Source organism: Ferrovibrio terrae, assembly GCF_007197755.1.
In the GTDB taxonomy this organism is placed as follows: Bacteria; Pseudomonadota; Alphaproteobacteria; order Ferrovibrionales; family Ferrovibrionaceae; genus Ferrovibrio; species Ferrovibrio terrae.
In genome coordinates this window covers 3,477,719-3,501,031 of the sequence record NZ_CP041636.1, presented here as the reverse complement: position 1 = coordinate 3,501,031, position 23,313 = coordinate 3,477,719, and the positions used below count along the sequence as shown (strand labels likewise).

The window sequence follows — 23,313 nt, the reverse complement described above, 5'->3', positions numbered from 1 at the left end:
CAGCAGGGCCCTTGGATCAACAGGATGGTGTGCTGCAGGCTTGCCGAGGCGTGCCGCGCATGTCGATGTAGATACGGTCCACTGTCCCCGGCTGGTTATGCAGGAGATGGCGATAGACCTGCACGCTTTCCAGCACCCGCTGCACATAATTGCGGGTTTCGGAGAAGGGAATCAGTTCGATCCAGTCGATCACGTCGACATTCGCCTGCCGCGGATCGCCCCAATCCTGGATCCAGCGGCGCACGCGCGCCTCGCCGGCATTGTAACCAGCCAGTGCCAGGACGAAGTTGTTGTCCCAGTTGCGCAACAGGCCTTTCAGGTAATGCGAGCCGAGTTGCACGTTGTAGCCGGCATTCTGCGTCAGCTGGCCCTGATCGAAACCGAGCTTGAGTTCCTTGGCCACGCCCTTGGCGGTAGCTGGCATCAGCTGCATCAGGCCACGCGCGCCAGCCGGCGAAACGGCGGTTTGGTTGAATTCGCTTTCCTGCCGTGACAATGCCAGCACCAGGGCGGTTTCCGGTTCATCGACGCGGAGCATCGGTTCGACCAGCGGAAAAGCCTCATGCAGCAGGATGATGCCCTGACGTGCGGAACGCTTGCTGGATGCCACCGCGAGATCGACACGGCGCAGGTTGCGCGCGAGCTGCGCGACCAGTTTGTGCTCTTCCGGCGTCACTGCGGTGATGGCCAGACGCATGATGAAGGGGCGGAGTCGCTCTTCCTGATCGAGTTCGACCAGGATCTGCGACGCCCGCACCACTTCACGGCGCTGGAACTGGCGCGCCTGCTCTGCCGTAGGCTGGATCGCATCCGGGAGGTCGAGTGTCTGTTTGGGGTTGAGCTCATGGGCGGCCAGCTGGCCATAGAAGGTGGTGCCATGCAGTGCCGCCTGGGCATACGACTGGCGCGCCCGTTCGGTATCGCCCAATGCCATGTGGGTGCGGCCGAGCCAGTAGGCGGCACGCGACTGGCTGACCGGAAAGCGCACGGCGTCCTGCAGGGTGGTGAAATGCTTCAGTGCAGCTCTGGGCTCCTGCAGCAGGCGCAGCGCGATCCAGCCGGCCAGCCATTCGGCCTCGGCCATCGCGGCGCCGCCCGATACGCCATGACCGGCAGCCAGACGATAAGCTTCCGAGATGCGGCCTTCGGCCATCGCCTTGCGGGCGCGGAAATGACGTTCAACCCACCATTTCTCGGCGCGGCCGAGATCATCCGGAGCGTTGTAGAGCAGGGCTTCGACGCCATCGCTCATGCCGCGCTTGCGCTGCCAGCGGATGCGGTCGTAATTGAGGCCGCCATCGTCGCGCAGATGCGCGGGCAGGGCGGTCACCATCTTTTCGGCGCCCGGCACGTTGTTGGCCAGCGCGATACGGGTTTCGGCCAGTTGACGGGCCTCTTCGCCGAGGCGCGGCAGCATGCGGCGCGCGGCCTCGATATTGCCATCCCACAGCAGGCGATCAGCGCGCGCGGCATGATCGGCCAGCGTGAAGCGGTTGCCGAATTCGTTCCACAGCACCTTCTCGTCGCGCTGCGACAGGTTTCCGTCGACCCAGGCGCGCCGCATGACCGGAAAGGCATCCTTCTCTCGGCCAAGTCGCAACAGCGTTTCGCCCAGCCGCAGCAGGCCGAGGCCGGTTTCCGGCGGATGCGTGTCGAACCAGGCGAGGACGCGGCCCTCGGGCGTGGCACCGTCAATGGCTTCCTCGGCACGGCGCAGCAGCGCTTCGCGGGCCGGCCAGTCGGGCTTGGTACTGATGAACTGGGTGATCTCCTCGAAGCTGGCGCCGCTGTTCGCGGTCTGCAGCCAGAGCCAGCGGGTCAGCTGGGCGATCATCGGCTCCCTGGCCGTGGCGGCTATGCGCCGCGCGGCGTCGAAGCGGAAGGCGGCGGCCTCCTGCAGGGCTTTACGTCCGATCTCGCGATCGGTGGCGCTGAGGATTTCATGCTGGGCCGGCAGGCGGGTCTGCTCGGGCCGTGCCGGCGGTGTGCCGCGTCGCGGCTTGGCCAAAGGTACCGGAGCAGCCGTGCTGCTTGAGGCCAGTTCCGGGGCGGGTTTGGTTTCCGGAACCGGCTGGCGGGCGATGGCCGGAGCGATTCCGACAAGGCACAGCCCGGCAAGCAGGGCTGCCATCAGGCCCCAATTGAGATTGGGGCGCGAGCGACCAGAGGGACAATCGATACAATGCAGCGGCACGGCGAATCTCTCGCAAATCCAAATGGATGATAGCAGCCAGCCGACCGGCGCAAAAGCTCGGCTTGCCCTTGTTTGGGGCTGCCGGCGCGAGTAAGGTCGCGGCAACCCGTTTCGTAACGCGCAAAGGTAAAGGAACCACCATGTTCAAGGGCTCTTTCGTCGCACTCATCACCCCGTTCAAAAAGGGGCAGGTGGACGAGAAAGCGTTCGGCGATTTCGTCGAATGGCAGATTGCCCAGGGTACGCACGGCCTGGTGCCGGTCGGCACCACGGGCGAATCCCCGACACTGAGCCATGACGAGCATAAGCGCGTGGTGGAAATCTGCATCGAGGTGGCGCACGGCCGCGTTCCGGTGATGGCCGGTACCGGTTCGAACTCGACCGACGAGGCGATCGAGCTGACCCAGCATGCCCAGGAAGCCGGAGCCGATGCCGCACTCATCGTGACGCCGTACTACAACAAGCCCAGCCAAGCTGGACTGTACGCCCATTACAAGGCGATCCACGACGCGACCAAGATTCCGATCTTCATCTACAACATCCCGCCACGCTGCATCATCGACATGTCGGTCGAGACCATGGCCGCGCTATCGAAGTTGCCGCGCATCCGTGGCGTCAAGGACGCCACCGGCAACCTGGAGCGTCCGCTGCTGCAGCGTATCGCATCGGGCACGAAATTCTGCCAGCTGGATGGCGACGACACCACCGCGCTGGGGTTCAATACCCATGGCGGCACCGGCTGTATTTCGGTGACCGGCAATATCGCGCCCAGGCTGGTGTCGCAGATGCAGGAAGCCAGTCTCGCCGGTGAACAGGCCAAGGCGCTGGCGATCCAGGAAAAGCTGATGCCGCTGCACAAGGCTTTGTTCGCCGAGCCCAGCCCGGGCCCGGTGAAATATGCGGCTGCGATGCTGGGCATCTGCTCCGACGAGGTGCGTCTGCCGATGGCACGGCCGTCCAAGGCGACAACCGATCGCGTCAAGGCATTGGTCAAGCAGCTCGGTCTTGTCGGTCCGAAGGCCAAGGGTGGCAAGTCCGCTGCCAAGGCCAAGGGCGGCAAGAAAAAGAAGAAGTAGCTCTTCATGCCGCAGCAACCGCGCACGGTGGCCGAAAACCGCCGGGCGCGCTACGACTTTCATCTGGATGACACCTACGACGCCGGCGTGGTTCTGGTCGGCTCGGAGGTGAAGAGTCTGCGCGATGGTCGCGCCAGCATCCAGGATGCCTACGCTGCCGAACAGGGCGGCGAAATCTGGCTGATCAACTCGCATATTCCCGAGTTTCATGGCGCCAACCGCTTCAATCACGAACCGCGGCGTCATCGCAAGCTGCTGCTCAAGCATCGCGAGATCGACAAGCTGATCGGCGCCCTGCAGCGCGGCGGCGTGACTTTGGTGCCGCTGACCATATATTTCGACGAACGTGGCCGCGCCAAGGTGAAGATCGCGCTGGCACGCGGCAAGAAGCTGCATGACAAGCGTGCGTCCGAGAAAGAGCGCGACTGGAAGCGCGAGCAGCACCGGCTGCTGAAGACCAAGGACTAGCCGGCCCTCTTGGCGGGCAGACGGAGGCAAGTGATGAGCGACGACTACAAGCCCGGACTGCTCGGCCAGATCAAGGACAAGCTGATCGCCTCCAAACAGCAATGGGCCAAGGATGGCCGGCTGCTGACCGGCGAGGCCTCGTCACCCGACAAGCGCCGCTTGCCGCCGGGCCAGCGCCTGACGCGCGACTGGCCGGTGCTCGATCTCGGCGTGCAGCCCAACATCCTGCTGGATCGCTGGCAGCTCACGGTCGGTGGCCTGGTGGAAAAGCCGCTCAAGCTGAACTGGAATGATTTCCTCGACCTGCCGCAGAGCGACACGGTCTCGGACATTCATTGCGTCACCGCCTGGTCGCGCTACGACAACAAGTGGTCGGGCGTGCTGGCGCGCGACTTCCTCAAGGCCGTGCGGCCCCGGCCCGAAGTGAAGCATGTCGTGTTTCAGTCCTATGACGGCTATGCCACCAATGTGACGCTGGAAATGTTTTCCGCCGCGGACGTGCTGCTGGCGCATTCCTGGGAAGGTGGACCGCTGACCCGCGAGCATGGCGGACCGGTGCGGATCGTGATGCCGCAATTCTATTTCTGGAAATCCGCCAAGTGGGTTAAGCATATCGCGTTTCTGGATCGCGATGCGCCGGGCTATTGGGAAGTGCGCGGCTATCACAATACCGGCAACCCGTGGAAAGAAGAGCGGTACGGCTGAGGCCGGCCAGTTTGTGTAGTCGGGGGACGCATGGACCAGCAGCGCGGATTGATTTACGGCCAGCAGCCCGGCCTGCGCTTCGCCATGATTCTGGATGGCTCTGGCGGCGCGCGCGAGATTGGCTGGGATGAAATCCGGCGGTGGCGACCAGCCCAGGGAGCACTCTGGGTGCATCTGGAACGCGACGATCCGACCACGGCCAAGTGGTTGCGTGAAGAAAGCGGCCTGGACATGGTGGTCTGTGACGCGCTGCTGGCCGAAGAGTCGCGGCCGCGCGTTCAGGAAACCAATACCGGCCTGATTGCCGTGCTGCGCGGCGTCAATCGCGATCCGCATGAGAATACGCTCGATCTGGTGCCGATTCATTTCTGGGCCGACGAGCATCGCATGATCTCGCTGCGCGACAAGGATCATTACCTGCACGCTTTGCGCGATATCCGCGAAGACCTGGGTGAGGGGCAGGGGCCGCTGCATATCGGGCATCTGCTGACCAAGGTCGCCCGTCGCGTCTTCAAGTATATCGAACCGGTGCTTGAGCAGCTTGAGGACGAAGTGGATGCCTTCGATCATCAGATCGAAGAATGCGACGTGCGCGAAGCGCGTGGCGAACTCAGCGACATGCGGCGGCGCGTGATTTCGTTGCGCCGCTATATGGCGCCGCAACGCGAAGCGATGTTCCGCCTGCAGGGCGCGACCGGCAACTGGATTTCGCCGCGTGACCGCCAGCGCCTGCGCGAGCTTACCGATAAAGTGTTGCGCAGCGTGGAAACGCTGGATTCACTGCGCGATCGCCTCACCATCCTGCATGAAGACCTGACCACGCTGATGAGCGAGCAGATTGCTGCGACCACCAATCGCCTGACCGCGCTGACCGCCATCCTGCTGCCGCCCAGCCTGATCGCCGGTCTGCTCGGCGTGAATGTCGCCGGCATTCCCTTTGCCGACGAGCCTTGGGCCTTTGCAGCGGTGTGCGGGATCACGCTTGGGTTGCTGGTCGCCGAAGTGGCGCTGCTGCGCAAGATGAAGTGGCTCTGATCTAACTGCGCCTGCCAGCGCGGATCAGCGGATGCGCCAGCCCATCGGCGACCAGATCATGCGGGTGCACGCGCCCGAACCACTGGTTGGGTGACCAGGCATCATTCGCAGCATCGTAGTCGAACCATGGCGCCAGACCGATCACGAGATGGCAGCGCGACTGCGCGGTCAGTCCTCTGGCGAAGACGCGATGCGGCTGATTGGTATCCCATGACCAGGCAAACCCGCGCCGCAGGTGATGGCGCTGTGCGGTGGCCGAGCCGGCTTCGGGCTGCGGCAGCATGGCCTCGATTTCCAGCAGGTATTCCGGCGCCGTCCAGACCGGAATGTTGATCCGCAGATTGTGGAAGATGTTTTCATCGCGGTGCCAGCCGTAGCTGTCCTTCAACGCTTCCGGATTGTCGCCCGGAATCACGCTGAGGCGCGAGCGGATCACCGGCAGGGTGAAGCCGCGCAGCAGCTCACCCAGCGCACCATGGTTGGCGGCCGGCGTGAGCTGGCGAAAGCCATAGCTGTCGTAATAGTCGCCTTTCAGCTTCGGCATCTGCGCCTGCGTATCCCTGGTGCCGTAGAAATACTGGCCATTGCGCAAGTGAGCTGAGCCCAGCGTGGCGCTGTGCGGATCACCGGCGACATCGGGATTGCAGGTCAGCGACAGCGAACCATAGGCCGGGCTGGCGACATCGTCGGCCGTGTTGCGGAAGCCGCGCAGGCCATGGTGACCGATCACCTCGCGGCAGGCGGTTTCCAGTGTCGGCAGGTCGAGCGACAGATCGTAGCGCTGCAGTGTCGGGGTCCGCCCGAGAAGGGGCTGCATCGCGGCCTCGAGATCAAACCGGCTGCTCAGATGACCGAAGACGGTTTGATGGTCAGGAATGATCGAGGTCTGGATCATTGCGAATACCAATCAAGTTATTGATTTTGCTTAATATAGACGTGAATTATAGCATGTTGCCAATATGTTCTCAAGAAGAATAGGCGCTCATGGCGCCCATTCCGTCTCCGGATCCAGCGGATAGATCGGCCGCGGCACCTGGCGCCAGGGCACGTTTTTGAGCATCGGTGTGGTCAGGCCGGGCACATCCACCTCGATGATGCGCTCATCGGGATAGAACTCGTCGAAGCCGGCGCGGAAATGGCCACGCGACTTCACCACCAGACTGCGCAAGGCCGTGATGTCGATGCCGAAGGTTTCAAAGAACATCGGATCGAGCGCCTGGTGGCGATTGGTAGTGACAACCACCTGGATGCCGTCGACCTGCACGACCGCTGCCGGGCCCATATCCAGCGTGCGGCCCGCCGCCATGCCGCGACGGCCGACAAACAGCCCGTCGCTCAGTGCTACGACCTTGCCCTGTGCAGTGAAGGCTTCGGAGAAGGTGGTGGTTTCGTCGCGGTTGAACTTTGCCTCGAAACTCGCGCCGATGCCGAGTTTGTGCGCCTCGGCGGCCAGCAGAGGGTCATACACTGGCCCGATGGCGCAACCGGTGACGCCTGCCTTGTGGAAGGCGCTGAGGATATAAGCCGTGTTGCCACGGCCGCCGCCGCCGGGATTGTCGGCCACGTCTGCGAATAGCAGGGCGGGTCTGGCCGGATCGCGACTGCAGGCCAGCGCCATCTCCGTGCAACGCTCAAGGCTGGTGAGATTGGTGGTGAAGCGCTGGCGCTGGCTCCAGCAATGGCTGGCAACATCGCGGGCAACGGCCTCCGCCTGCTTCATATCCGTTGCCGTCACGATCACGGACATGCCGTTCTTCGGCGTATCGCCCAGCGAGAAGCCAGAGGAAATCGACACATCGATCACGCCCAAGCCTGCTTCTGGGCCAACCTTCTTCTGGCCATAGGCGATCACATCGGCATAAGGCCCGGACTTGGTGTTCTGGCTCGTTGACGGCGGAATGAAGGGCAGCTTCACGAAGGCCGAATACGGCTTCATGCCATCCAGCATGGCTTTCAGGTGGCGCGCGCAATCGGCGCCGCGCTCCGGCATGTCAGTATGGGGATTCTCGCGATAGGCGACCAGAATGTCGGCAAGGTCCACCATCGCGGGGCTGACATTGGCGTGCAGATCCAGCGTTGCCACCACCGGCACATCGGGTCCGACGATTTCACGCACAGCACGAAACACCGTGCCATCGGGATCGATGTCGGCCGTCGCAGTGGCCGCGCCATGCTGCGACAGGAATACCGCATCCACCGGGCCGGCGTCGCGCAGCAGTTTGCGCAGGCGCTCCATCACCCAGTCGAAGAAGTCCTGGTCCACCGGCCCCGAGGCGCCAACGGCCGCCATCACCAGCGGCACGCGTTCCCAGTCGGCCAGGCGGTCCATTTCACCCGTGAAACCGGTCAGCGTGGTCGGACTGCGCGGATTGCGGCTGGCGAGATCGGCCAGCAGGCCTTCGCCCTCCAGCAGCACGGCGGCCTCGAACTCCTCGCGGGTCGAAACCGGCGCATGGCCGTTGCTTTCCAGCATGAAGCCACCAATGGCGATGCGATAACTGCGCGGCATGGCTTAATGTCACCCTGTCTGATTGACTCAACGAACGAAGGCGTTTGTTATAGGTCCGACGCGACGCCAAAAACCAGAAGGAAAAACGGCATGCTCCCAGTTTCTCGCCGCCTGTTCATGAGTGGAACCATTGCGACGCTGGCAGCAGCCGGAATTGGTTCGCGCAGTTTTGCGCAGGGCGGCCCCGCACTGGTGCTCGGTACCAAGCTCGAGCTCAACACGCTCGACCCGCATTTCTTCAACGGCTTCCCGCAAGGGTCATCGCATTCACTGATCTTCGATGCGTTGCTGGCACTCGATAGCGAGCTGCGTCTGGTGCCCGGGCTTGCCACGGCCTACCGCAACATCGATCCTGTCACCTGGGAATTCGATTTGCGCCAGAATGTGAAATTCCACGATGGTTCGGATTTCACCGCAGATGATGTGATCGCCACGCTGGAGCGCGTGCCGAAGGTACCGAACAGTCCGAATCCCTTCACGCAGTTCACGCGGTCCATCCAGTCCACGGAGAAGCTGGGCGATCATAAAATCCGTTTCAAGACGGCGACGCCGACACCAACCCTGGCATCCGATCTGGCGCGTGTCTTCATCATCTCGAAGAAATATGTCACCGGCAGCACCGCAGATTTCAACAACGGCGCTGCGGGCGCTGCCATCGGCACCGGTCCCTACAAGGTGACCGACTGGGTCAACGGCCAGCAGCTGGTATTGGCCCGCAACGATGCCTATTGGGGCGAGAAGCAGCCCTGGGCCAAGGTGACAGAGAAAGTCATCAAGGGCGATGCCGGGCGTATCGCGGCGCTGCTGTCGGGCGATGTGGATGCCATCGATGAGGTCCCCACAATCGATATCCCGCGCATCAAGCAGGATAAGCGCTTTAATGTCGTCAGCGGCGCCTCGGCCACCGTGCAGTACATCGCCATGGACGCTGTGCGCGACGTCAGCCCGTTCATCTCGGCGAAGGACGGCCAGCCGGCGCTGCTCGGCAATCCGCTGAAAGACCGCCGCGTGCGCAAGGCGCTGTCGCTGGCGATCAACCGCCAGCTGATCGTCGACCGCATTCTGGATGGCTCGGCCACGCCGGCCTCGCAGTTCCTGCCGTCACGCTTTGACGGCACCAGCACCAAGCTGAAGGTCGATCCCTATGACGTCGAAAAGGCCAAGGGACTTCTGAAGGAAGCCGGTTATCCCAACGGCTTCAAGATCACACTGCATGCGACCGGCGACCGTTATCCGAAGGACAAGGATATCGCGCAGGCCGTGGGCCAGTTCTGGAGCCGGATCGGCCTGCAGGTTGCCGTCGAGGCGCTGCCTGGCACGGTCTTCTTCACGCAGGCGACCAAGCAGGAATATTCCGTCTTCATGGCGCAGTACGGCACGGAAGAGGCGTCCATTGGTCCGCGTGCATTGGTGCATACCCCAGGCGGCGTCTATGGCACAGCCAACCGCACCAAATTCTCGCATACTGATATCGACGCGGCCATCGAGAAGGCCCAGGCCGAGATGGATCCGGTGAAGCGCAAGCCGCTGGTGCAGGCCGCCATCGAGATTTCGATGAACGAGCAGGCGATCATCCCGGTCTTCCATCCGAATGCCGAAATGGCCAGCAAGGCGGCTATCGCCATCACGCCGCGCCCGGAACGGCGCTTCAATGCACTGATGATGAAACCGAAGGCTTAAGACAACAAAGAAGCAGGTGACGGGCTCAGCCCGTCACCTGCTTGATCCTGTCGAATACCGAATGGAACATCGCCTCGGTAAGGCGGCCGGTATTGGTGTTGTAACGTGAGCAGTGATAGCTGGAAAACAGCGTCGCACCGCTCGCCAGCTTGTGCTCGGCGCCATGGCCGAACGGCGCCGAGGCCCGCCTGATCTTCAGCACATCCAGCACCGCAATATGCGCAATCTGGCCCAGCACCAGGATCGCCTTCAGGCTTTCCATCGCGGCGATCTCGCCGGACAGGAAGGTCTTCATGCAGGTCTTGGTTTCAGCCGGCGTCGGCTTGTTTTCCGGCGGTACGCATTTCACCGCATTGGTGATGTGGCTGTGCACCAGTTGCAGTCCATCATTCGGATCGGCTTTGAACTCGCCTTTGGCATAGCCGTACTTGATCAGCGTCGAATACAGCAGCACGCCGGCATAGTCGCCGGTGAACGGTCGGCCGGTGCGGTTGGCGCCCTTCACGCCGGGCGCGAGGCCTACGATCAGCAGTCTCGGATTCGGGTCGCCCCAGGGCGGCACCGGTCCATTGAAGAAATCGGGAAACGTGGCGCGATTGGCCATGCGGTATTCGGCCAGCCGCGGGCAGAGCGGGCAGTCATGGCCCGGCAGGACGGGAGCAGCAGTCGTCATCGGGACAGTCTTTATCAGGGCAGGGCAGTCTGGTCAGCGCAGATGCTTGCGCGGATCGGCGGTGTCGATCTCGTCGAAATCGTCCATCGCATGGGCTGGACTGGAGGGCGCGACATTACCACCACGATCATTGCCCCGATCGTTGTTCTGACCGCTGCGCAACGTGGCATGCACGCCGGCGGTGCGCGACTGGTCGCGCGCGGTCTGGTCGCGCATGATCTTCGGCATCAGGTCCTGCAACTCGATGAAGGTATCGGCCTGACGGCGCAGTTCGTCAGCCACCATCGGCGGCTGCGTGCGGGTGGAGCTGACGACACTGACGCGCACGCCCTTGCGCTGCACGGCTTCGACCAGACGGCGGAAATCGCCATCGCCGGAAAACAGCACGACATGGTCGATATGCGGCGACATTTCCATCACGTCGATGGCCAGCTCGATATCCATGTTGCCTTTCACCTTACGGCGGCCCATGGCATCGGTGTATTCCTTGGCCGGCTTGGTCACCATGGTGAAGCCGTTGTAGTCGAGCCAGTCGATCAGCGGGCGCAGCGGCGAATATTCCTGATCCTCGACCAGCGCGGTGTAGTAGAAGGCGCGCACCAGCTGCGATTCCTTGCGGAAGGACTCAAGCAGACGGCGATAATCGATTTCAAAACCGAGGCTGCGGGCGGCCGAGTAGAGATTGGCGCCATCGATGAATAATGCGACGCGCTCCTGCTGATAAAATTTCATTGGCTGTCCTCATCATATAATTTTGGTATAAAAACGCTGACGCGTTATGCGACCTTCTTATGCAGCCAGTGTGCTAACTCTGCAATCGCGATGGCAAGTGGAAACGCTGTAACAAAAACTGGCGGCATCTTTGTCGCGCTTGGTGCCAATCTGCCCAGCGCAGAACATGGTTCACCGCATGCAACGCTCGAAGCTGCGCTGTCGCTGCTTGCCAAAGAGGGTATCGCGATCCTGCAGCGCTCCTCCTGGTGGCAATCCGGACCGCAGCCGGCGTCAGAGCAGCCCGATTTCATCAACGGTGTGATCGAGATTGAAACGGTCCTGTCGCCGGTTGATCTGCTGGCGGCCCTGCACCGGATCGAATCGTCTTGCGGACGCGTCCGGCAGCAACGCTGGGAAGCGCGGGTGCTGGACCTTGATCTGATCGATTATCGCGGCCAGCAGCAGACTGGCGGGCAGGGCAGCGACCTAGTTTTGCCGCATCCGCGGCTGGCTGACCGGTGGTTTGTGCTGTTGCCGTTGCAGGAAATTGTCCCTGATTGGCGCCATCCGCTGAGTGGCGCAGCGTTACCGGACCTGATTGCCGCAGCGCATCCTATAAGAATCAATAAGTTATAAGGAATTCCTTGGCCTCGGGGCCACGTTTCTGCTTCAATGGGGCCTTGCATCGGAGCGGAAAGGCCCTTAATAACCCGCTTCCGCTGTTTTTTCCTGTTTTGCCCGAGGGTAAGCCATGGCCCGCGTCACCGTCGAAGATTGCGTCACCAAGATCCCGAACCGCTTCGAGCTGGTTCTGATCGCCGCCCAGCGCGCCCGCGCCATCGGCACTGGCGCGCCCCTCACGGTGGATCGTGACAACGACAAGAATCCGGTCGTCGCCCTGCGCGAAATCGCTGATGAAACCGTGGATATCGAAGGTCTGCGTCAGCGCATGATCGGCGATATGCAGGACAGCCCGGAAGTCGACGAGCCGGAAGAGGACAACATGGCCGCCCTGATGCAGTCGGGCGAGTGGGCCGGTGTCCCGCAGGACAACGAAGACCTCGCCGAAGGCATGGGCATCGATGAAGTCGATGCCGACGAAGCTGACGGCGATGAGGCCGAAGAGGCTGCCGAAGAGCCGGCAGCTCCCACTGAAGAGTGATCCGGCGGCTTTATTAACGTTTTTCCGCCCGCTGGGCTTGTCCCCGGCGGAAATTAGCCCAAAATAAGTCTTTAGGAACAACCGTTTGCCGGAGTGACCGGAGAACGGACCAAAGACGATGCGCCCGCGAGTCATGCGCCAGGTTGAACTGCTGGAGAAAGTCCTCGCCTACGACCCGTCGGCGGATGAGGACTTGCTGAATCGCGCCTATGTGTTTTCGATGAAAGCGCATGGCGCGCAGAAACGTGCGTCGGGCGATCCGTACTTTTCCCATCCCGTCGAAGTGGCCGGCATCCTGGCCGGCATGAAGCTGGATGCGACCGCCATTGCCACCGGCCTGCTGCACGACACGCTGGAAGACACGGTCGCGACCCCGGAAGAGATCCAGAAGAATTTCGGCGCCGATGTGTTGCGGCTAGTTGATGGCGTCACCAAGCTCTCGCGCATCGAGCTGCAGTCGGACCGCACAAGGCAGGCCGAGAATTTCCGTAAATTGCTGCTGGCGATGTCGAACGACATCCGTGTGCTGCTGGTCAAGCTGGCTGACCGGCTGCACAACATGCGCACGCTGCATTTCATCAAGGACCCGGACAAGCGCCGGCGCATCGCCAAGGAGACGATGGAAATCTACGTCCCGCTTGCCGACCGCATCGGCATGCAGGATCTGCGTGAAGAACTGGAAGACCTGGCCTTCGCCGAACTGAACGGCGATGCGCGCGCCTCGATCATCGCGCGCCTTGATCAGCTGCGCAACGAAAGCGGCAGTCTGGTCGATCGTATCGTCGACAAGCTGAAGCGCACACTGGCGGAGCAGGGCGTCGATGCCTGGGTTTCAGGGCGCGAGAAGCGGCCCTATTCGATCTGGCAGAAGATGCAGCGCAAGAACATCGCTTTCGAGCAGCTGTCCGACATCATGGCCTTCCGGATCGTGATGGCCGATATCGCCGCCTGCTATCACGCGCTGGGCGTGGTGCATCAGACCTGGCCTTCGGTGCCGGGCCGCTTCAAGGACTATCTGTCGACGCCGAAGCAGAACGGCTACCGTAGTCTGCACACCACGGTGATCGGTCCGGAAAACAAGCGTATCGAAATCCAGATCCGCACCAACGAGATGCATACCATTGCCGATCTCGGCGTCGCGGCGCACTGGCAATACAAGCAGAATGGCGGCAGCCATGCGCCGGCGCCGGAGGCCGAGGCGCGGCAATATCGCTGGCTGCGCGAACTGCTGGAAATCCTCGACCAGGCCTCGGACCCGGAAGAATTCCTGGAGCATACCAAGCTCAACATGTTCCAGGATCAGGTCTTCTGTTTCTCGCCGAAGGGCGATCTGATCGCATTGCCGCGTGATGCCACCGTGGTCGACTTTGCCTATGCCGTGCATTCCGATGTCGGCGATACGGCGGTCGGCGCCAAGGTGAACGGCCGCGTGGTGCCGCTGCGCACCGTACTGCGCAATGGCGACCAGGTGGAAATCCTGCGCTCCAAGGTGACGGCGCCCAATCCGACCTGGCTGAATTTCGTCAAGTCGGGCCGTGCCAAATCCTGCATCAACCGCTTCATCCGCCAGCAGCAGCGCGGCCAGTATCATGAACTGGGCAAGGCGATCCTGACCAAGGCGTTCAAGGAGCATGACAGCTCCGCCACCGAAAAGGTGCTGGAACCGGTCGTGAAGGTATTGAAGCTGCGCAATGCCGACGATGTTTTCGTTGGTGTAGGCGAGGGCAATTTCACCGCGCGCCAGGTGATCAACATTGTCTTCCCCGGCCAGAAGGAAGACGAGGCCGACAAGGCCCCACCGCTGCCGCGCCCGCATCGCCAGCCGACCGATCACAGTAAGGCCGGCAGCGGCATCCCGATCCGCGGCCTGATCCCGGGCATGGCGATGCATTTCGCCGGCTGCTGTCATCCGCTGCCGGGCGACCGCATCGTCGGCATCGTCACCACCGGCAAGGGCGTGACCATCCACACCATCGACTGCGAGACGCTGGAGCAATTCGCCGAGCAGCCGGAACGCTGGCTCGATCTGGCCTGGGATCCGCCGTCGGATGCCGAAAAGACGCATGGCCATGTCGGCCGCGTGAATCTGCTGATCAACAACGAGCCGGGCGCCCTGAGCGCGGTGACCACCATCATCGCCAAACACAAGGGCAATATCACGAACCTGAAGATCACCAACCGCACCACCGATTTCTTCGAGATGTTCGTCGATATCGAGGTGCGTGACGTGAAGCATCTCACCAACATCATCGCGGCGTTGCGCGCCACCTCCGTCATCAGTTCGGTGGAACGTGCCCGTGGCTGACCAGCAAACCAAGAAAGAGACCGGAAGACCATGACTCGTGAGGACGTGCTGCAGCATTACCGTGACTCCGGCGCCCTGCTGGAAGGCCATTTCCTGCTGACCTCCGGCCTGCACAGCCCGGTCTACATGCAGTCGGCCCGCGTGCTGATGTTCCCCGAGCGCGCAGCCGCACTGTGCGAGGCGCTGGCCGCCAAGCTCCGCAAGGCTTATGGTCCCAAGCCGGTCGACCTGGTCTGCTCGCCGGCCATGGGCGGTGTTGTGGTGGGCTACGAGCTGGCGCGCCAGCTCGGCGTGCCGGCGATCTTCACCGAGCGTGTCGATGGCAAATTCGCGCTGCGCCGCGGCTTCGACATTCCGCAGGGTGCCCGCGTGCTGATGGCCGAAGACGTCGTCACCACCGGTAAGTCGAGCCGCGAATGTATCGACTGCATCGCCGAGCATGGCGGCGTCACTGTCGCGGCCTCCTGCATCGTCGATCGCTCGGATGGCGAAGTCGATCTCGGCGTGCCGCTGTTTGCGCTCTGCGGCTTCAAGGTACCGTCCTACACGGCCGATGCACTGCCGCCTGAACTCCAGAAGATTCCGGCGATCAAGCCCGGCTCGCGTGGCCTGAAATAGGACGTTCGACCATGACCGCGCGCAGCCTCCGCCTCGGTGTCAACATCGACCACGTCGCCACCATCCGCAACGCGCGCGGTGGCAGGCATCCCGATCCGGTGCGCGCCGCCAAGCTGGCGGCTGCCGCCGGCGCCGACGGCATCACCGCGCATCTGCGCGAGGATCGCCGGCATATTTCGGACAGCGACATCGACCGCCTGATGGCCGAAATCAGCCTGCCGCTCAATCTTGAAATGGCGGCCACCGAAGAGATGCTGGCGATTGCACTGCGCCACAAGCCGCATGCGGCCTGCATCGTTCCGGAGCGCCGCGAAGAACGCACCACCGAGGGCGGACTGGATGCCGCCGGACAGTTTGCACATCTGCAGCCGATGATCGCCAGACTGTCGGAGGCCGGCATCCGCGTCTCGCTGTTCATCGAAGCCTCCGAGACACAGCTCGATGCCGCCAAGGCGCTCGGCGCGCCGGTGATCGAGATTCACACGGGCAAATACTGCGAGACCGAAGGCGCCGAACAGGCTGCCGAACTGGAGCGTATCCGCAAGGCCGCTGTCCATGCCGAAAAGCTTGGCCTGGAATGTCATGCCGGCCACGGTTTGAATTTCGAGACGGTGACGCCGGTGGCCGCCATTCCCACCATCATCGAACTCAACATCGGTCATTTCCTGATCGGCGAGGCGATCTTCGGCGGCCTGGATGGCGCGATCCGCCGCATGAGGGCGCTGATGAACGATGCGCGCGGCCTGACCGCGAAATCGGCATGATCATCGGCCTGGGATCCGACCTGATCGATATCCGGCGGATCGAGAAGACGATAGAGCGTTTCGGCGACCGCTTCCTCAACCGCATCTTCACGCCGGTCGAACGCGCGCGGTCGGACCGGCGCCAGCTCACCCGCATCGAGTCTTACGCCAAGCGCTATGCCGCCAAGGAGGCCTGTTCCAAGGCGCTCGGCACCGGCTTTCGCAAGGGCGTGTTCTGGCGCGACATGGGCGTGGTCAACCTGAGCGGCGGCAAGCCGTCGATGGCGCTGACAGGCGGCGCGCTGGCGCGGCTGGAGAGTATGTTACCCGCTGGATACGAGGCCCAGATCGATATCTCGCTGACCGATGAACCGCCCATGGCGCAAGCCATCATCATCATCTCGGCCAGGCCGAAAATACCTGCCGGATCAGGCGCCTAGCCAGCGCTTGACTTTGCGGGGCGGAACACGGCTTGATGCGCCGCTCCGGCGCGCCGGATTTTACGCGTAAGAGGTTGATTTATATGGATCAGGAGCAGGCAGTGGCAAAGGCGAAGACGCGCGGTGGCGATCTCTGGGACAGCCTGCGCACGCTCGTCTATGCCGTGCTGATCGCGATCGGTATCCGCACTGTCGCTTACGAGCCGTTCCATATCCCGTCGGAGTCCATGCTGCCGACCCTGCTGGTCGGCGACTACGTCTTCGTCTCGAAATACGCCTACGGCTACAGCAAGTATTCCATCATTTTCAGTCCACCGGTTTTCGATGGTCGCATCCTCGGCTCGGCGCCCAAGCGCGGCGATGTCGTGGTGTTCCGCTGGCCGCGCGATCCGTCGATCGACTACATCAAACGCGTGATTGGTCTGCCGGGCGACCGTGTGCAGGTTCGCGACGGCGCACTCCTGATCAACGGCGAGCCGGTGAAGCGTCGCCGCATCGAGGACTTTGAGCGCCGCGACCGCTTCGGCAATGTGGTGGAACGCATTGCGCAGTGGGAAGAGACCCTGCCGGGCGGCGCCGTCTACAACACACTCGACCTCTACAACTACAATGCCGGCGACAATACCGGCGTCTATACCGTGCCGGCCGGCCATTTCTTCATGATGGGCGACAACCGCGACAATTCGCAGGACAGCCGCGTGCCGGTTGAAGTTGGCGGCGTGGGTTATGTACCGGCCGACCACCTGATCGGCCGCGCGGAAGTGCGCTGGATTTCCATCGATCAAAGCGCGTCACTGCTCAAGCCCTGGACATGGTTCGGTGCCTTGCGCTGGGGCCGCATGTTCACTGGCATCAACTGAGGCCGGCATTGAGCGCGGAGACCCGCAAGCCGGCACTCGAGCAGATACAGCAGGCGCTGGGCCACAAGTTCGCCGACGTCAAGCTGCTGGAAGAAGCGTTGGTGCATCCTTCGGCCAATCCGCGCCGCAGCCGTGCCAAGTCGGGCAAGGCCAAGGCTGTCGAAACGCCGCCGACCGTGCGCGACTACAACCGCCTCGAATTCATCGGCGATCGCGTGCTGGGCCTCGTCGTTGCCACGCTGCTGGCCGAACGCTTTCCGCAGGCCGAAGCGGGCGAACTGGCGCTGCGCTACAATGCACTGGTCAAGCAGGAGAGCCTGGCACGTTTCGCGCAGTCACTCGGTCTGGGCGACTTCATCCAGCTGTCGCGCTCCGAACGCGATTCCGGCGGTGCTGGCAAGCCGGCGATTCTCGCCGATGCCTGCGAAGCCGTGGTGGCGGCGCTGTATCTCGATGGTGGCCTCAAGGTGGCCGAGCGCTTCGTGCGCCGCTACATGGAACCGATGATGAGCGAAGTCGCCAACGGCGCTGCCAAGGATCCCAAGACCGCCTTGCAGGAATGGGCGGCCGCGCGTGGCAAGGCCGCGCCGCGTTATGAAATCGTCAGCACCGAAGGCCCGCCGCATGAACCACGCTTCACCGTTGCCGTGAAGCTCGGGAATGGTGAGCCGGCCAAGGGGCAGGGCGGCTCGAAACGGGCCGCTGAACAGGAAGCCGCCGGTCGTTTGCTCGACCGGCTTGTCACCGAGAAAGCATGACCGAAAACATTACAGGTACTCCGGCGGCGCCGCATTGCGGTTACGTCGCCATTGTCGGCGCGCCCAATGCGGGCAAGTCCACGTTGCTGAACAAACTGGTCGGCGCGAAGGTTTCGATTGTCTCGAAAAAAGTGCAGACCACGCGCGCCCGCATCACGGCTATCGGTATGGAAGGCGACGTACAGCTCGTTTTCCTCGACACGCCCGGCATCTTCAAGCCGAAGCGGCGTCTGGATCGCGCCATGGTCAATGCGGCCTGGAGCGGCATCGAAGAAGCCGATGCCGTGCTGCTGCTGATCGATGCGGAGCGCGGCTTTGACGACGAAAGCCGCGCCATCATCGAGGCGCTGAAGGATCGCAAGCGCCGCAATGTGCTGCTGGCGCTCAACAAGGTCGATGCCGTACAGCGTGAAAAGCTGCTCGGTCTGGCCAAGGAAATCAGCGAGACCTACGACTTCGAGCGCGTCTTCATGATCTCGGCCGAAAAGGGCACCGGCGTGGACGACGTGCGTACCGATCTGGCCGGGCGCATGCCGGCCGGCCATTGGCTTTATCCGGAAGACCAGCTGGCCGATGTGCCGATGCGCTTCCTGGCCGCCGAGATCACGCGCGAACAGGTTTATCGCAGCCTGCATGACGAACTGCCCTACGCGATCACGGTCGAGACCGAAAACTGGAAAGACCAGAAGGACGGCTCGGCCCGCATCGAGCAGGTGATCTTTGTCGAGCGCGACAGCCAGAAGAAAATCGTGCTGGGCGAGAAGGGTCAGATGATCAAGCGGGTCGGCGCTTTTGCCCGCAAGATCATGGAAGAGCAGTTCGATCGCCGCGTGCACCTGTTTCTGTTCGTGAAGGTGCGCGAGGACTGGGGCGACGACCCAGAGCGCTACGAGGCGATGGGGCTCGATTTCCCCAAAAACTAGACGCCTGCCATCAGCATGAAGACCGGCACGGTCACGAACGCCAGGATCGTGCTGACCGTGACGATGGCGGCGGCCAGTGGCGCGTCGCCGCCCATCTGTCTGGCCAGGATGTAGCTGGCGCTGGCGGTGGGCATGGCGCCCCACAGCACCATCACCTTGGTCTCCAGCGGACCCAGGCCCCACAGCTTTGCCGCGGCAAACAGCATCAGCGGATAGATCGCCAGTTTGAGCGCGCAGGCCAGCAGCACGGCACGGCCGCCGCTGCGCGCCGCCTCCCATTGCAGGCCGGCGCCCACGGTCAGCAGGCCCATCGGGGCGGCCATGCTGCCCAGCATCTTGAACACCGGCTCGATGCCGCGCGGCAGCGACAGGCCGGTGAGATTCATGGCGATGCCGATCAGGCAGGCGATGATCAGCGGGTTCTTGATCAGGAATAGCGCCTGGCCCTTGAAGCTGGTGCTCTGGCCGTGCGCGCCATACCGTGCCAGCGTCAGCACGCAGAGTACGTTCAGCACCGGGATGGCGAGCGAGATCGCAATCGCAAACAGCGTGATGCCGGCACCGCCATCCAGCGCCGCCACGGCACCGAGACCGACGAAGGTGTTGAAGCGCACAGCGCCCTGAAACAGCGATGTAAATCCAGGTCCGTCAACTTTTGCCAAAGGCCGCAACAGGTAAACCAATGCGGCCTGCAGCAGGATCACGGCCAGCAGCGCGCCCAGCATGCCGGTCGGATCGAGATTTCCGAGCCGCGCGCTGCTCAGGTTGTCGACCAGCAGGGCTGGGAAGAAGATGAAGTAGGTCATCTTGTCGGCCAGTGGCCAGAAGGCATCGCCGGGGAAGTTGGTGCGCTTGAGCGCGCCGCCGAGTGCGATCAGCAGGAAGATCGGGATGATGGCGAAAATGACGGAGAGCATGCTGGACTCGGGCAGGAGATACTGCGGGCGAGTCTAGCCCAGGCCGAAGTCTAAAACTAATGCCGGGAGACTAATGCTGGACCATGATGATCAGCAGGTCGACGGCGCGGGTGGCAAGGCCGAAGCCGAGATAGAGCGCGAGCGCGCGCAGGCCGGCCTCGCGCCAGGCATGGTATTTGTCTGGCAGCACCCGCGACGAGGTGCGCGACAGGATCGGCAGGGCCGTGACGGTGACGGCCTCGTGCAGCGAAGGGCCATCGATTTCTTCAGGGACGAGGAATTCGGCGACGCGGGTGCGATCGGGACCGTAGATGCGACGCCAGCGGAAGGCTTCGGCTTCGGCACGTTCGACATCGCCATGCGAGGCGCGCGGAATCCAGCTGTCAGCCAGTCGTGTCATCACGACATAGCGCGGGATAATGATCTCCGTCTGAACGCCCATAGCACCCAATTTGGCAGGGCGTGATTAACGAATTTTAAACGGCGGTTAACAATTTCCGTCACCGGCCAATTTCCACGGAACTCCAAGGACATACCAACGGTTTGGTTATCCTACTGGAGATTGCCATGGCCACGTCCGATCCCCGGGCAGAAATACCGGAATTGCGGGAAAAACCCACATCTCAGTCTTTCTGGCGTCGCCCTTGGTGGCACTGGGTGGCCGGCGGCTTTGCCGTGCTGCTGCTCGCTCTCGTTGCGGTTGCCGTCCTGTTTGACTGGAACTGGCTGCGCAATCCGGCGCAGAGCTTCATCACCGCCGCGACCGGTCGGCAGACCGTGATCAACGGCCGGCTGGCGGGCGAATGGTCGTTGACGCCGCGCTTCGTGATCGAAGACTTCCACATGGCCAATGCCGACTGGGCGCGCGAGAAGGAACTCATCAGTTTCGAGCGTGCCGAGGTGGTGGTCGATCTGCGCGAACTCCTGAGCGGCCGCACCGTGCTGCGGGAAATCCTGCTGGTGAAGCCGCAGGTGGCGCTGGAGCGTCGCGCCGATGGCGAAGGCAACTGGACCTTTGGTGTGAAGGCGGCAAAGGATATCGCCGCACCGGAGGATCGCACCGAGATGCCGCTGATCGGCCGGCTTCGCATCCAGGATGGTCGCTTCCTCTATCATGACGAAAAGGCCGGCATCGATATCGATGCCCAGGTCGCGACCGTGGTCGGCGCCAACAGCGAGGGCAGGGACCGCGTGCGGCTGGGCGGTCGCGGAACCATGCACGGCGAGCCGTTCCAGCTCCGCATGACTGGCGGTTCACTGCTGTCGCTGCGCGAAAACGAGGAGCCCTATCCGCTCACCATTGAAATGACGGTCGGAGCAACGAAGGGCCGCATCTCGGGCACGCTGGCTGATCCGATCAAGTTCGAGGGCCTCGATCTTGAGGTGGCCCTGAGCGGTCCCGATCTTGGCAAGCTGCAGATCATCACCGGCGTGCCGCTGCCGATGACGCCGCCCTACGATCTGAAGGGCCGGCTGCATCGCGATGGTGCGATTCTGCGGATCGAGAACATGGCGGGCCGGGTCGGCAACAGCGATCTCGGCGGCATGGTCAAGGTCGATACCGGGCGCGAGCGGCTTTATATCGAGGCGGACCTGCGGTCGAAGGTACTGGACTATCGCGATATCGGCCCGCTGATTGGCCTTCGGCCGGAAGAAGAGCGCGCGCCGAATACCGCCGCCATGACCGAAAACCAGAAGGCGGTGGCCCAGAAAGCGGCGCAGGTGGCCGCCAAGGGCCCGCCGCCCAAAGTGCTGCCCGATGCGCCGCTGGCGATTGAACAGATCCGCGAAGTTGATGCCAAGGTGAAATTCCGCGGCGACAAGGTGGAGGCGCCGAATACGCCGCTCAGCGCGGTTGAGCTCGACCTGCTGCTGGAGAACAGCGTGCTGCATCTGCGGCCGCTGAAGCTGGGTGTCGCCGGCGGGCTGGTGAATGCGGATATCCGCATCGACGCACGTACTGATGCCGTGCTGACGCAGTACGACGTGAAACTGAACAAGTTCCGGCTCGAACGTTTCCTCGAATCTGCCGGCCTGAAAGACAGCGGCAGCGGCGAGATCAATGGCCGCATCCAGCTGGTCGGCTACGGCGATACCGTGCAGAAGTCGCTCGGCAGTGCCAACGGCCAAATCCGCATGGCGATGGATGGAGGATCGCTGTCGAACCTGGCGATGGAGCTGGTTGGCCTGGACGTGGCGGAAGCCGCGCGGTTCTGGGCCGGCGGCGACAAACAGATTCCGCTACGCTGCTTCGTCACTGATTTCAATGTCGAGCAGGGACTGATGGTACCGCGTGTCTTCGTGCTGGATACCAGCGATACCACGGTGACGGCCGAAGGCAGCATCAGCCTGACGCAGGAACTGCTTGGCCTGAAGATCAAGGCACATCCCAAGGACCCCAGCCTGCTGTCGGCCCGTACGCCGATCAACATCAGCGGCGCCTTCAGCCGGCCTTCCGTTGGCGTCGACGCGGCTCCGCTGGCGGCGCGCGGGGCCGGGGCCATCGCGCTCGGTGTGCTGCTGACGCCGCTGGCCTCGATCCTCGCCTTCATCGAACCGGGCCTTGAAACCGACAGCGACTGCGCCGCCCTGCTCAAGCAGGTGCAGATGGGGCGGCCGGGATGAATACCCGGCTGCTGGGCTTCGGCCGCCTGTTGATCAGCGCCGGCCGGGCCATGATCAACAGCCTGTCTTTCGAACTGGCCGGCCATATCGCCTATACCGGCCTGCTGGCGATCTTTCCGTTCCTGATCTTCCTGGCCGCCCTGGCAGGCTTCCTCGGCAATGCCGCCGGCGGGCTGGCCTCCATGGAAAGCATGCTGAACCTGCTGCCGCAGGATGTGGCGAAGACGCTATCGCCGGTGATCCACGAAGTGCTCGACAGCCGTGACGGCGGCCTGCTGACGCTGGGCCTGCTGGGCGCGTTGTGGGTGGCCTCCAATGGGATCGATGCGCTGCGCATCGCTCTCAACACCGCTTACGATATTCAGGAAGAGCGGCCCTGGTGGCTGATCAAGCTGGGCAGCATCGGCGCCATTTTTGTGGGGGGTGTCGTCTTCCTGCTGCTCTCCGTGCTCGTGATCCTGGGTCCGGTCATTTGGAAAGGGCTGCTCTGGCTGTTCCCGCTGGGGGAGGCCGATCGCTGGGCCTTCAGTACCGTTCGCTACACCCTGGCGACCCTGGTGATGCTGGCGGGCCTGCTGGCGCTGCACCGCTGGCTGCCCGGCCGCAGTCTGAGCCTGCGCAGCCTGCTGCCCGGCGTGCTCGCCACCACGGCACTGTGGCTGCTGGCCGCCAGCCTGTTCTCGGTCTATGTCGCCAAGCTGGGGAGCTACAGCGCCACCTATGGCAGCCTGGGCGGCGTGATCATCACCCTGGTCTTCTTCTACGTTTCGGCGGTCCTGTTCATCTTCGGGGCCGAGTTGAATTCCGCTCTATTGCGGCGCGAAAAAAAGAAGGCGGAAAATCCGCCGCCTGCCGGCCCCAAGGCTCTGGCCGGAGGCTGACCCGCTGGACTATGCTCCGTCCCCTGT

General features: G+C 62.9%; 23 protein-coding genes. 16 read left to right on the top strand and 7 right to left on the bottom strand.

What is annotated here, in order from left to right; translation table 11 throughout:
* Positions 1–16: 16 nt before the first annotated feature.
* On the bottom strand, positions 17–2,131 hold the full coding sequence (locus tag FNB15_RS17095) for a lytic transglycosylase domain-containing protein (RefSeq protein WP_144257875.1): 2,115 nt from the start codon (positions 2,129–2,131) through the stop codon (positions 17–19).
* 203 nt (positions 2,132–2,334) lie between these two features.
* Here FNB15_RS17095 and dapA point away from each other — a divergent pair, with 203 nt between their 5' ends.
* Genes dapA through FNB15_RS17075 form a run of 4 tightly spaced genes read left to right on the top strand, consistent with a single transcriptional unit; the run spans position 2,335 to position 5,478 of the window.
* A complete protein-coding gene (gene dapA, locus FNB15_RS17090) occupies positions 2,335–3,270 on the top strand; it encodes a 4-hydroxy-tetrahydrodipicolinate synthase (protein WP_144257874.1) in 936 nt (311 codons plus the stop codon).
* Positions 3,271–3,276: 6 nt separating this feature from the next.
* Positions 3,277–3,738 carry an SsrA-binding protein SmpB gene (gene smpB, locus FNB15_RS17085; protein WP_144257873.1) on the top strand — a complete coding sequence of 154 codons (462 nt, stop codon included), beginning with the start codon at positions 3,277–3,279 and terminating at the stop codon, positions 3,736–3,738.
* A gap of 33 nt (positions 3,739–3,771) precedes the next feature.
* Positions 3,772–4,443 (top strand): sulfite oxidase-like oxidoreductase, encoded by a 672-nt coding sequence (locus FNB15_RS17080; RefSeq protein WP_144257872.1) that lies wholly within the window; start codon positions 3,772–3,774, stop codon positions 4,441–4,443.
* Between the two features lie 30 nt (positions 4,444–4,473).
* Positions 4,474–5,478 carry a zinc transporter ZntB gene (locus FNB15_RS17075; protein WP_144257871.1) on the top strand — a complete coding sequence of 335 codons (1,005 nt, stop codon included), beginning with the start codon at positions 4,474–4,476 and terminating at the stop codon, positions 5,476–5,478.
* Position 5,479: 1 nt separating this feature from the next.
* Here FNB15_RS17075 and FNB15_RS17070 read toward each other — a convergent pair whose 3' ends face one another.
* Complete coding sequence (locus tag FNB15_RS17070) at positions 5,480–6,373, bottom strand: hypothetical protein (protein ID WP_144257870.1); 894 nt, start codon at positions 6,371–6,373, stop codon at positions 5,480–5,482.
* An 87-nt stretch (positions 6,374–6,460) separates the two neighbouring features.
* Positions 6,461–7,987 (bottom strand): M81 family metallopeptidase, encoded by a 1,527-nt coding sequence (locus tag FNB15_RS17065; protein ID WP_144257869.1) that lies wholly within the window; start codon positions 7,985–7,987, stop codon positions 6,461–6,463.
* Between the two features lie 90 nt (positions 7,988–8,077).
* Here FNB15_RS17065 and FNB15_RS17060 point away from each other — a divergent pair, with 90 nt between their 5' ends.
* Complete coding sequence (locus tag FNB15_RS17060; protein ID WP_185973594.1) at positions 8,078–9,667, top strand: ABC transporter substrate-binding protein; 1,590 nt, start codon at positions 8,078–8,080, stop codon at positions 9,665–9,667.
* Positions 9,668–9,692: 25 nt separating this feature from the next.
* Here FNB15_RS17060 and FNB15_RS17055 read toward each other — a convergent pair whose 3' ends face one another.
* The gene (locus FNB15_RS17055; RefSeq protein WP_144257867.1) at positions 9,693–10,340 is read right to left on the bottom strand and encodes a uracil-DNA glycosylase; all 648 of its coding nucleotides are present in this window, start codon (positions 10,338–10,340) and stop codon (positions 9,693–9,695) included.
* Positions 10,341–10,373: 33 nt separating this feature from the next.
* Positions 10,374–11,072: a LabA-like NYN domain-containing protein gene (locus tag FNB15_RS17050; protein ID WP_144257866.1), complete on the bottom strand. Its 699-nt coding sequence runs from the start codon at positions 11,070–11,072 to the stop codon at positions 10,374–10,376.
* A gap of 90 nt (positions 11,073–11,162) precedes the next feature.
* On the opposite strand from FNB15_RS17050, the gene folK reads away from it, so the two are divergent.
* The 9 genes from folK (at position 11,163) to era (ending at position 18,863) form a co-directional block, all read left to right on the top strand.
* A complete protein-coding gene (gene folK, locus FNB15_RS17045; RefSeq protein WP_144257865.1) occupies positions 11,163–11,690 on the top strand; it encodes a 2-amino-4-hydroxy-6-hydroxymethyldihydropteridine diphosphokinase in 528 nt (175 codons plus the stop codon).
* A 115-nt stretch (positions 11,691–11,805) separates the two neighbouring features.
* Positions 11,806–12,216 (top strand): DNA-directed RNA polymerase subunit omega, encoded by a 411-nt coding sequence (rpoZ, locus tag FNB15_RS21530; protein WP_144257864.1) that lies wholly within the window; start codon positions 11,806–11,808, stop codon positions 12,214–12,216.
* A gap of 133 nt (positions 12,217–12,349) precedes the next feature.
* A complete protein-coding gene (locus tag FNB15_RS17035) occupies positions 12,350–14,521 on the top strand; it encodes a RelA/SpoT family protein (protein WP_246068717.1) in 2,172 nt (723 codons plus the stop codon).
* 30 nt (positions 14,522–14,551) lie between these two features.
* The gene (pyrE, locus tag FNB15_RS17030; RefSeq protein ID WP_144257862.1) at positions 14,552–15,139 is read left to right on the top strand and encodes an orotate phosphoribosyltransferase; all 588 of its coding nucleotides are present in this window, start codon (positions 14,552–14,554) and stop codon (positions 15,137–15,139) included.
* An 11-nt stretch (positions 15,140–15,150) separates the two neighbouring features.
* Complete coding sequence (locus tag FNB15_RS17025) at positions 15,151–15,903, top strand: pyridoxine 5'-phosphate synthase (protein WP_144257861.1); 753 nt, start codon at positions 15,151–15,153, stop codon at positions 15,901–15,903.
* Entirely contained in the window at positions 15,900–16,322 is a 423-nt protein-coding gene (gene acpS / locus FNB15_RS17020) for a holo-ACP synthase (protein WP_144257860.1), read from the top strand. The genes FNB15_RS17025 and acpS overlap by 4 nt, the downstream gene beginning before the upstream one ends.
* Before the next feature lie 83 nt (positions 16,323–16,405).
* The gene (lepB, locus tag FNB15_RS17015) at positions 16,406–17,182 is read left to right on the top strand and encodes a signal peptidase I (protein ID WP_144257859.1); all 777 of its coding nucleotides are present in this window, start codon (positions 16,406–16,408) and stop codon (positions 17,180–17,182) included.
* A gap of 8 nt (positions 17,183–17,190) precedes the next feature.
* Positions 17,191–17,940: a ribonuclease III gene (rnc, locus tag FNB15_RS17010; protein WP_246068716.1), complete on the top strand. Its 750-nt coding sequence runs from the start codon at positions 17,191–17,193 to the stop codon at positions 17,938–17,940.
* On the top strand, positions 17,937–18,863 hold the full coding sequence (gene era, locus FNB15_RS17005; RefSeq protein ID WP_144257857.1) for a GTPase Era: 927 nt from the start codon (positions 17,937–17,939) through the stop codon (positions 18,861–18,863). Before rnc ends, era begins: the two co-directional genes overlap by 4 nt.
* Here the strand turns inward: era and FNB15_RS17000 are convergent.
* Both FNB15_RS17000 and FNB15_RS16995 read right to left on the bottom strand, forming a co-directional pair.
* Positions 18,860–19,780, bottom strand: a complete 921-nt coding sequence (locus FNB15_RS17000; RefSeq protein ID WP_144257856.1) for an AEC family transporter — start codon at positions 19,778–19,780, stop codon at positions 18,860–18,862. The genes era and FNB15_RS17000 overlap by 4 nt on opposite strands.
* Positions 19,781–19,850: 70 nt before the next feature.
* Positions 19,851–20,222 carry a hypothetical protein gene (locus tag FNB15_RS16995; protein ID WP_144257855.1) on the bottom strand — a complete coding sequence of 124 codons (372 nt, stop codon included), beginning with the start codon at positions 20,220–20,222 and terminating at the stop codon, positions 19,851–19,853.
* A gap of 125 nt (positions 20,223–20,347) precedes the next feature.
* Between FNB15_RS16995 and FNB15_RS16990 the strand changes: the two genes are divergently transcribed.
* Positions 20,348–22,405 carry an AsmA family protein gene (locus FNB15_RS16990; RefSeq protein WP_144257854.1) on the top strand — a complete coding sequence of 686 codons (2,058 nt, stop codon included), beginning with the start codon at positions 20,348–20,350 and terminating at the stop codon, positions 22,403–22,405.
* Entirely contained in the window at positions 22,402–23,286 is an 885-nt protein-coding gene (locus tag FNB15_RS16985; protein WP_144257853.1) for a YihY/virulence factor BrkB family protein, read from the top strand. The genes FNB15_RS16990 and FNB15_RS16985 overlap by 4 nt, the downstream gene beginning before the upstream one ends.
* Positions 23,287–23,313: the final 27 nt, after the last annotated feature.

Coding starts and splice junctions, on each gene's coding strand:
- FNB15_RS17095 (WP_144257875.1), bottom strand. CDS start 2,131: ATGGCAGCCCTGCTTGCCGGGCTGTGCCTTGTCGGAATCGCTCCGGCC.
- dapA (WP_144257874.1), top strand. CDS start 2,335: ATGTTCAAGGGCTCTTTCGTCGCACTCATCACCCCGTTCAAAAAGGGG.
- smpB (WP_144257873.1), top strand. CDS start 3,277: ATGCCGCAGCAACCGCGCACGGTGGCCGAAAACCGCCGGGCGCGCTAC.
- FNB15_RS17080 (WP_144257872.1), top strand. CDS start 3,772: ATGAGCGACGACTACAAGCCCGGACTGCTCGGCCAGATCAAGGACAAG.
- FNB15_RS17075 (WP_144257871.1), top strand. CDS start 4,474: ATGGACCAGCAGCGCGGATTGATTTACGGCCAGCAGCCCGGCCTGCGC.
- FNB15_RS17070 (WP_144257870.1), bottom strand. CDS start 6,373: ATGATCCAGACCTCGATCATTCCTGACCATCAAACCGTCTTCGGTCAT.
- FNB15_RS17065 (WP_144257869.1), bottom strand. CDS start 7,987: ATGCCGCGCAGTTATCGCATCGCCATTGGTGGCTTCATGCTGGAAAGC.
- FNB15_RS17060 (WP_185973594.1), top strand. CDS start 8,078: ATGCTCCCAGTTTCTCGCCGCCTGTTCATGAGTGGAACCATTGCGACG.
- FNB15_RS17055 (WP_144257867.1), bottom strand. CDS start 10,340: ATGACGACTGCTGCTCCCGTCCTGCCGGGCCATGACTGCCCGCTCTGC.
- FNB15_RS17050 (WP_144257866.1), bottom strand. CDS start 11,072: ATGAAATTTTATCAGCAGGAGCGCGTCGCATTATTCATCGATGGCGCC.
- folK (WP_144257865.1), top strand. CDS start 11,163: ATGGCAAGTGGAAACGCTGTAACAAAAACTGGCGGCATCTTTGTCGCG.
- rpoZ (WP_144257864.1), top strand. CDS start 11,806: ATGGCCCGCGTCACCGTCGAAGATTGCGTCACCAAGATCCCGAACCGC.
- FNB15_RS17035 (WP_246068717.1), top strand. CDS start 12,350: ATGCGCCAGGTTGAACTGCTGGAGAAAGTCCTCGCCTACGACCCGTCG.
- pyrE (WP_144257862.1), top strand. CDS start 14,552: ATGACTCGTGAGGACGTGCTGCAGCATTACCGTGACTCCGGCGCCCTG.
- FNB15_RS17025 (WP_144257861.1), top strand. CDS start 15,151: ATGACCGCGCGCAGCCTCCGCCTCGGTGTCAACATCGACCACGTCGCC.
- acpS (WP_144257860.1), top strand. CDS start 15,900: ATGATCATCGGCCTGGGATCCGACCTGATCGATATCCGGCGGATCGAG.
- lepB (WP_144257859.1), top strand. CDS start 16,406: ATGGATCAGGAGCAGGCAGTGGCAAAGGCGAAGACGCGCGGTGGCGAT.
- era (WP_144257857.1), top strand. CDS start 17,937: ATGACCGAAAACATTACAGGTACTCCGGCGGCGCCGCATTGCGGTTAC.
- FNB15_RS17000 (WP_144257856.1), bottom strand. CDS start 19,780: ATGCTCTCCGTCATTTTCGCCATCATCCCGATCTTCCTGCTGATCGCA.
- FNB15_RS16995 (WP_144257855.1), bottom strand. CDS start 20,222: ATGGGCGTTCAGACGGAGATCATTATCCCGCGCTATGTCGTGATGACA.
- FNB15_RS16990 (WP_144257854.1), top strand. CDS start 20,348: ATGGCCACGTCCGATCCCCGGGCAGAAATACCGGAATTGCGGGAAAAA.
- FNB15_RS16985 (WP_144257853.1), top strand. CDS start 22,402: ATGAATACCCGGCTGCTGGGCTTCGGCCGCCTGTTGATCAGCGCCGGC.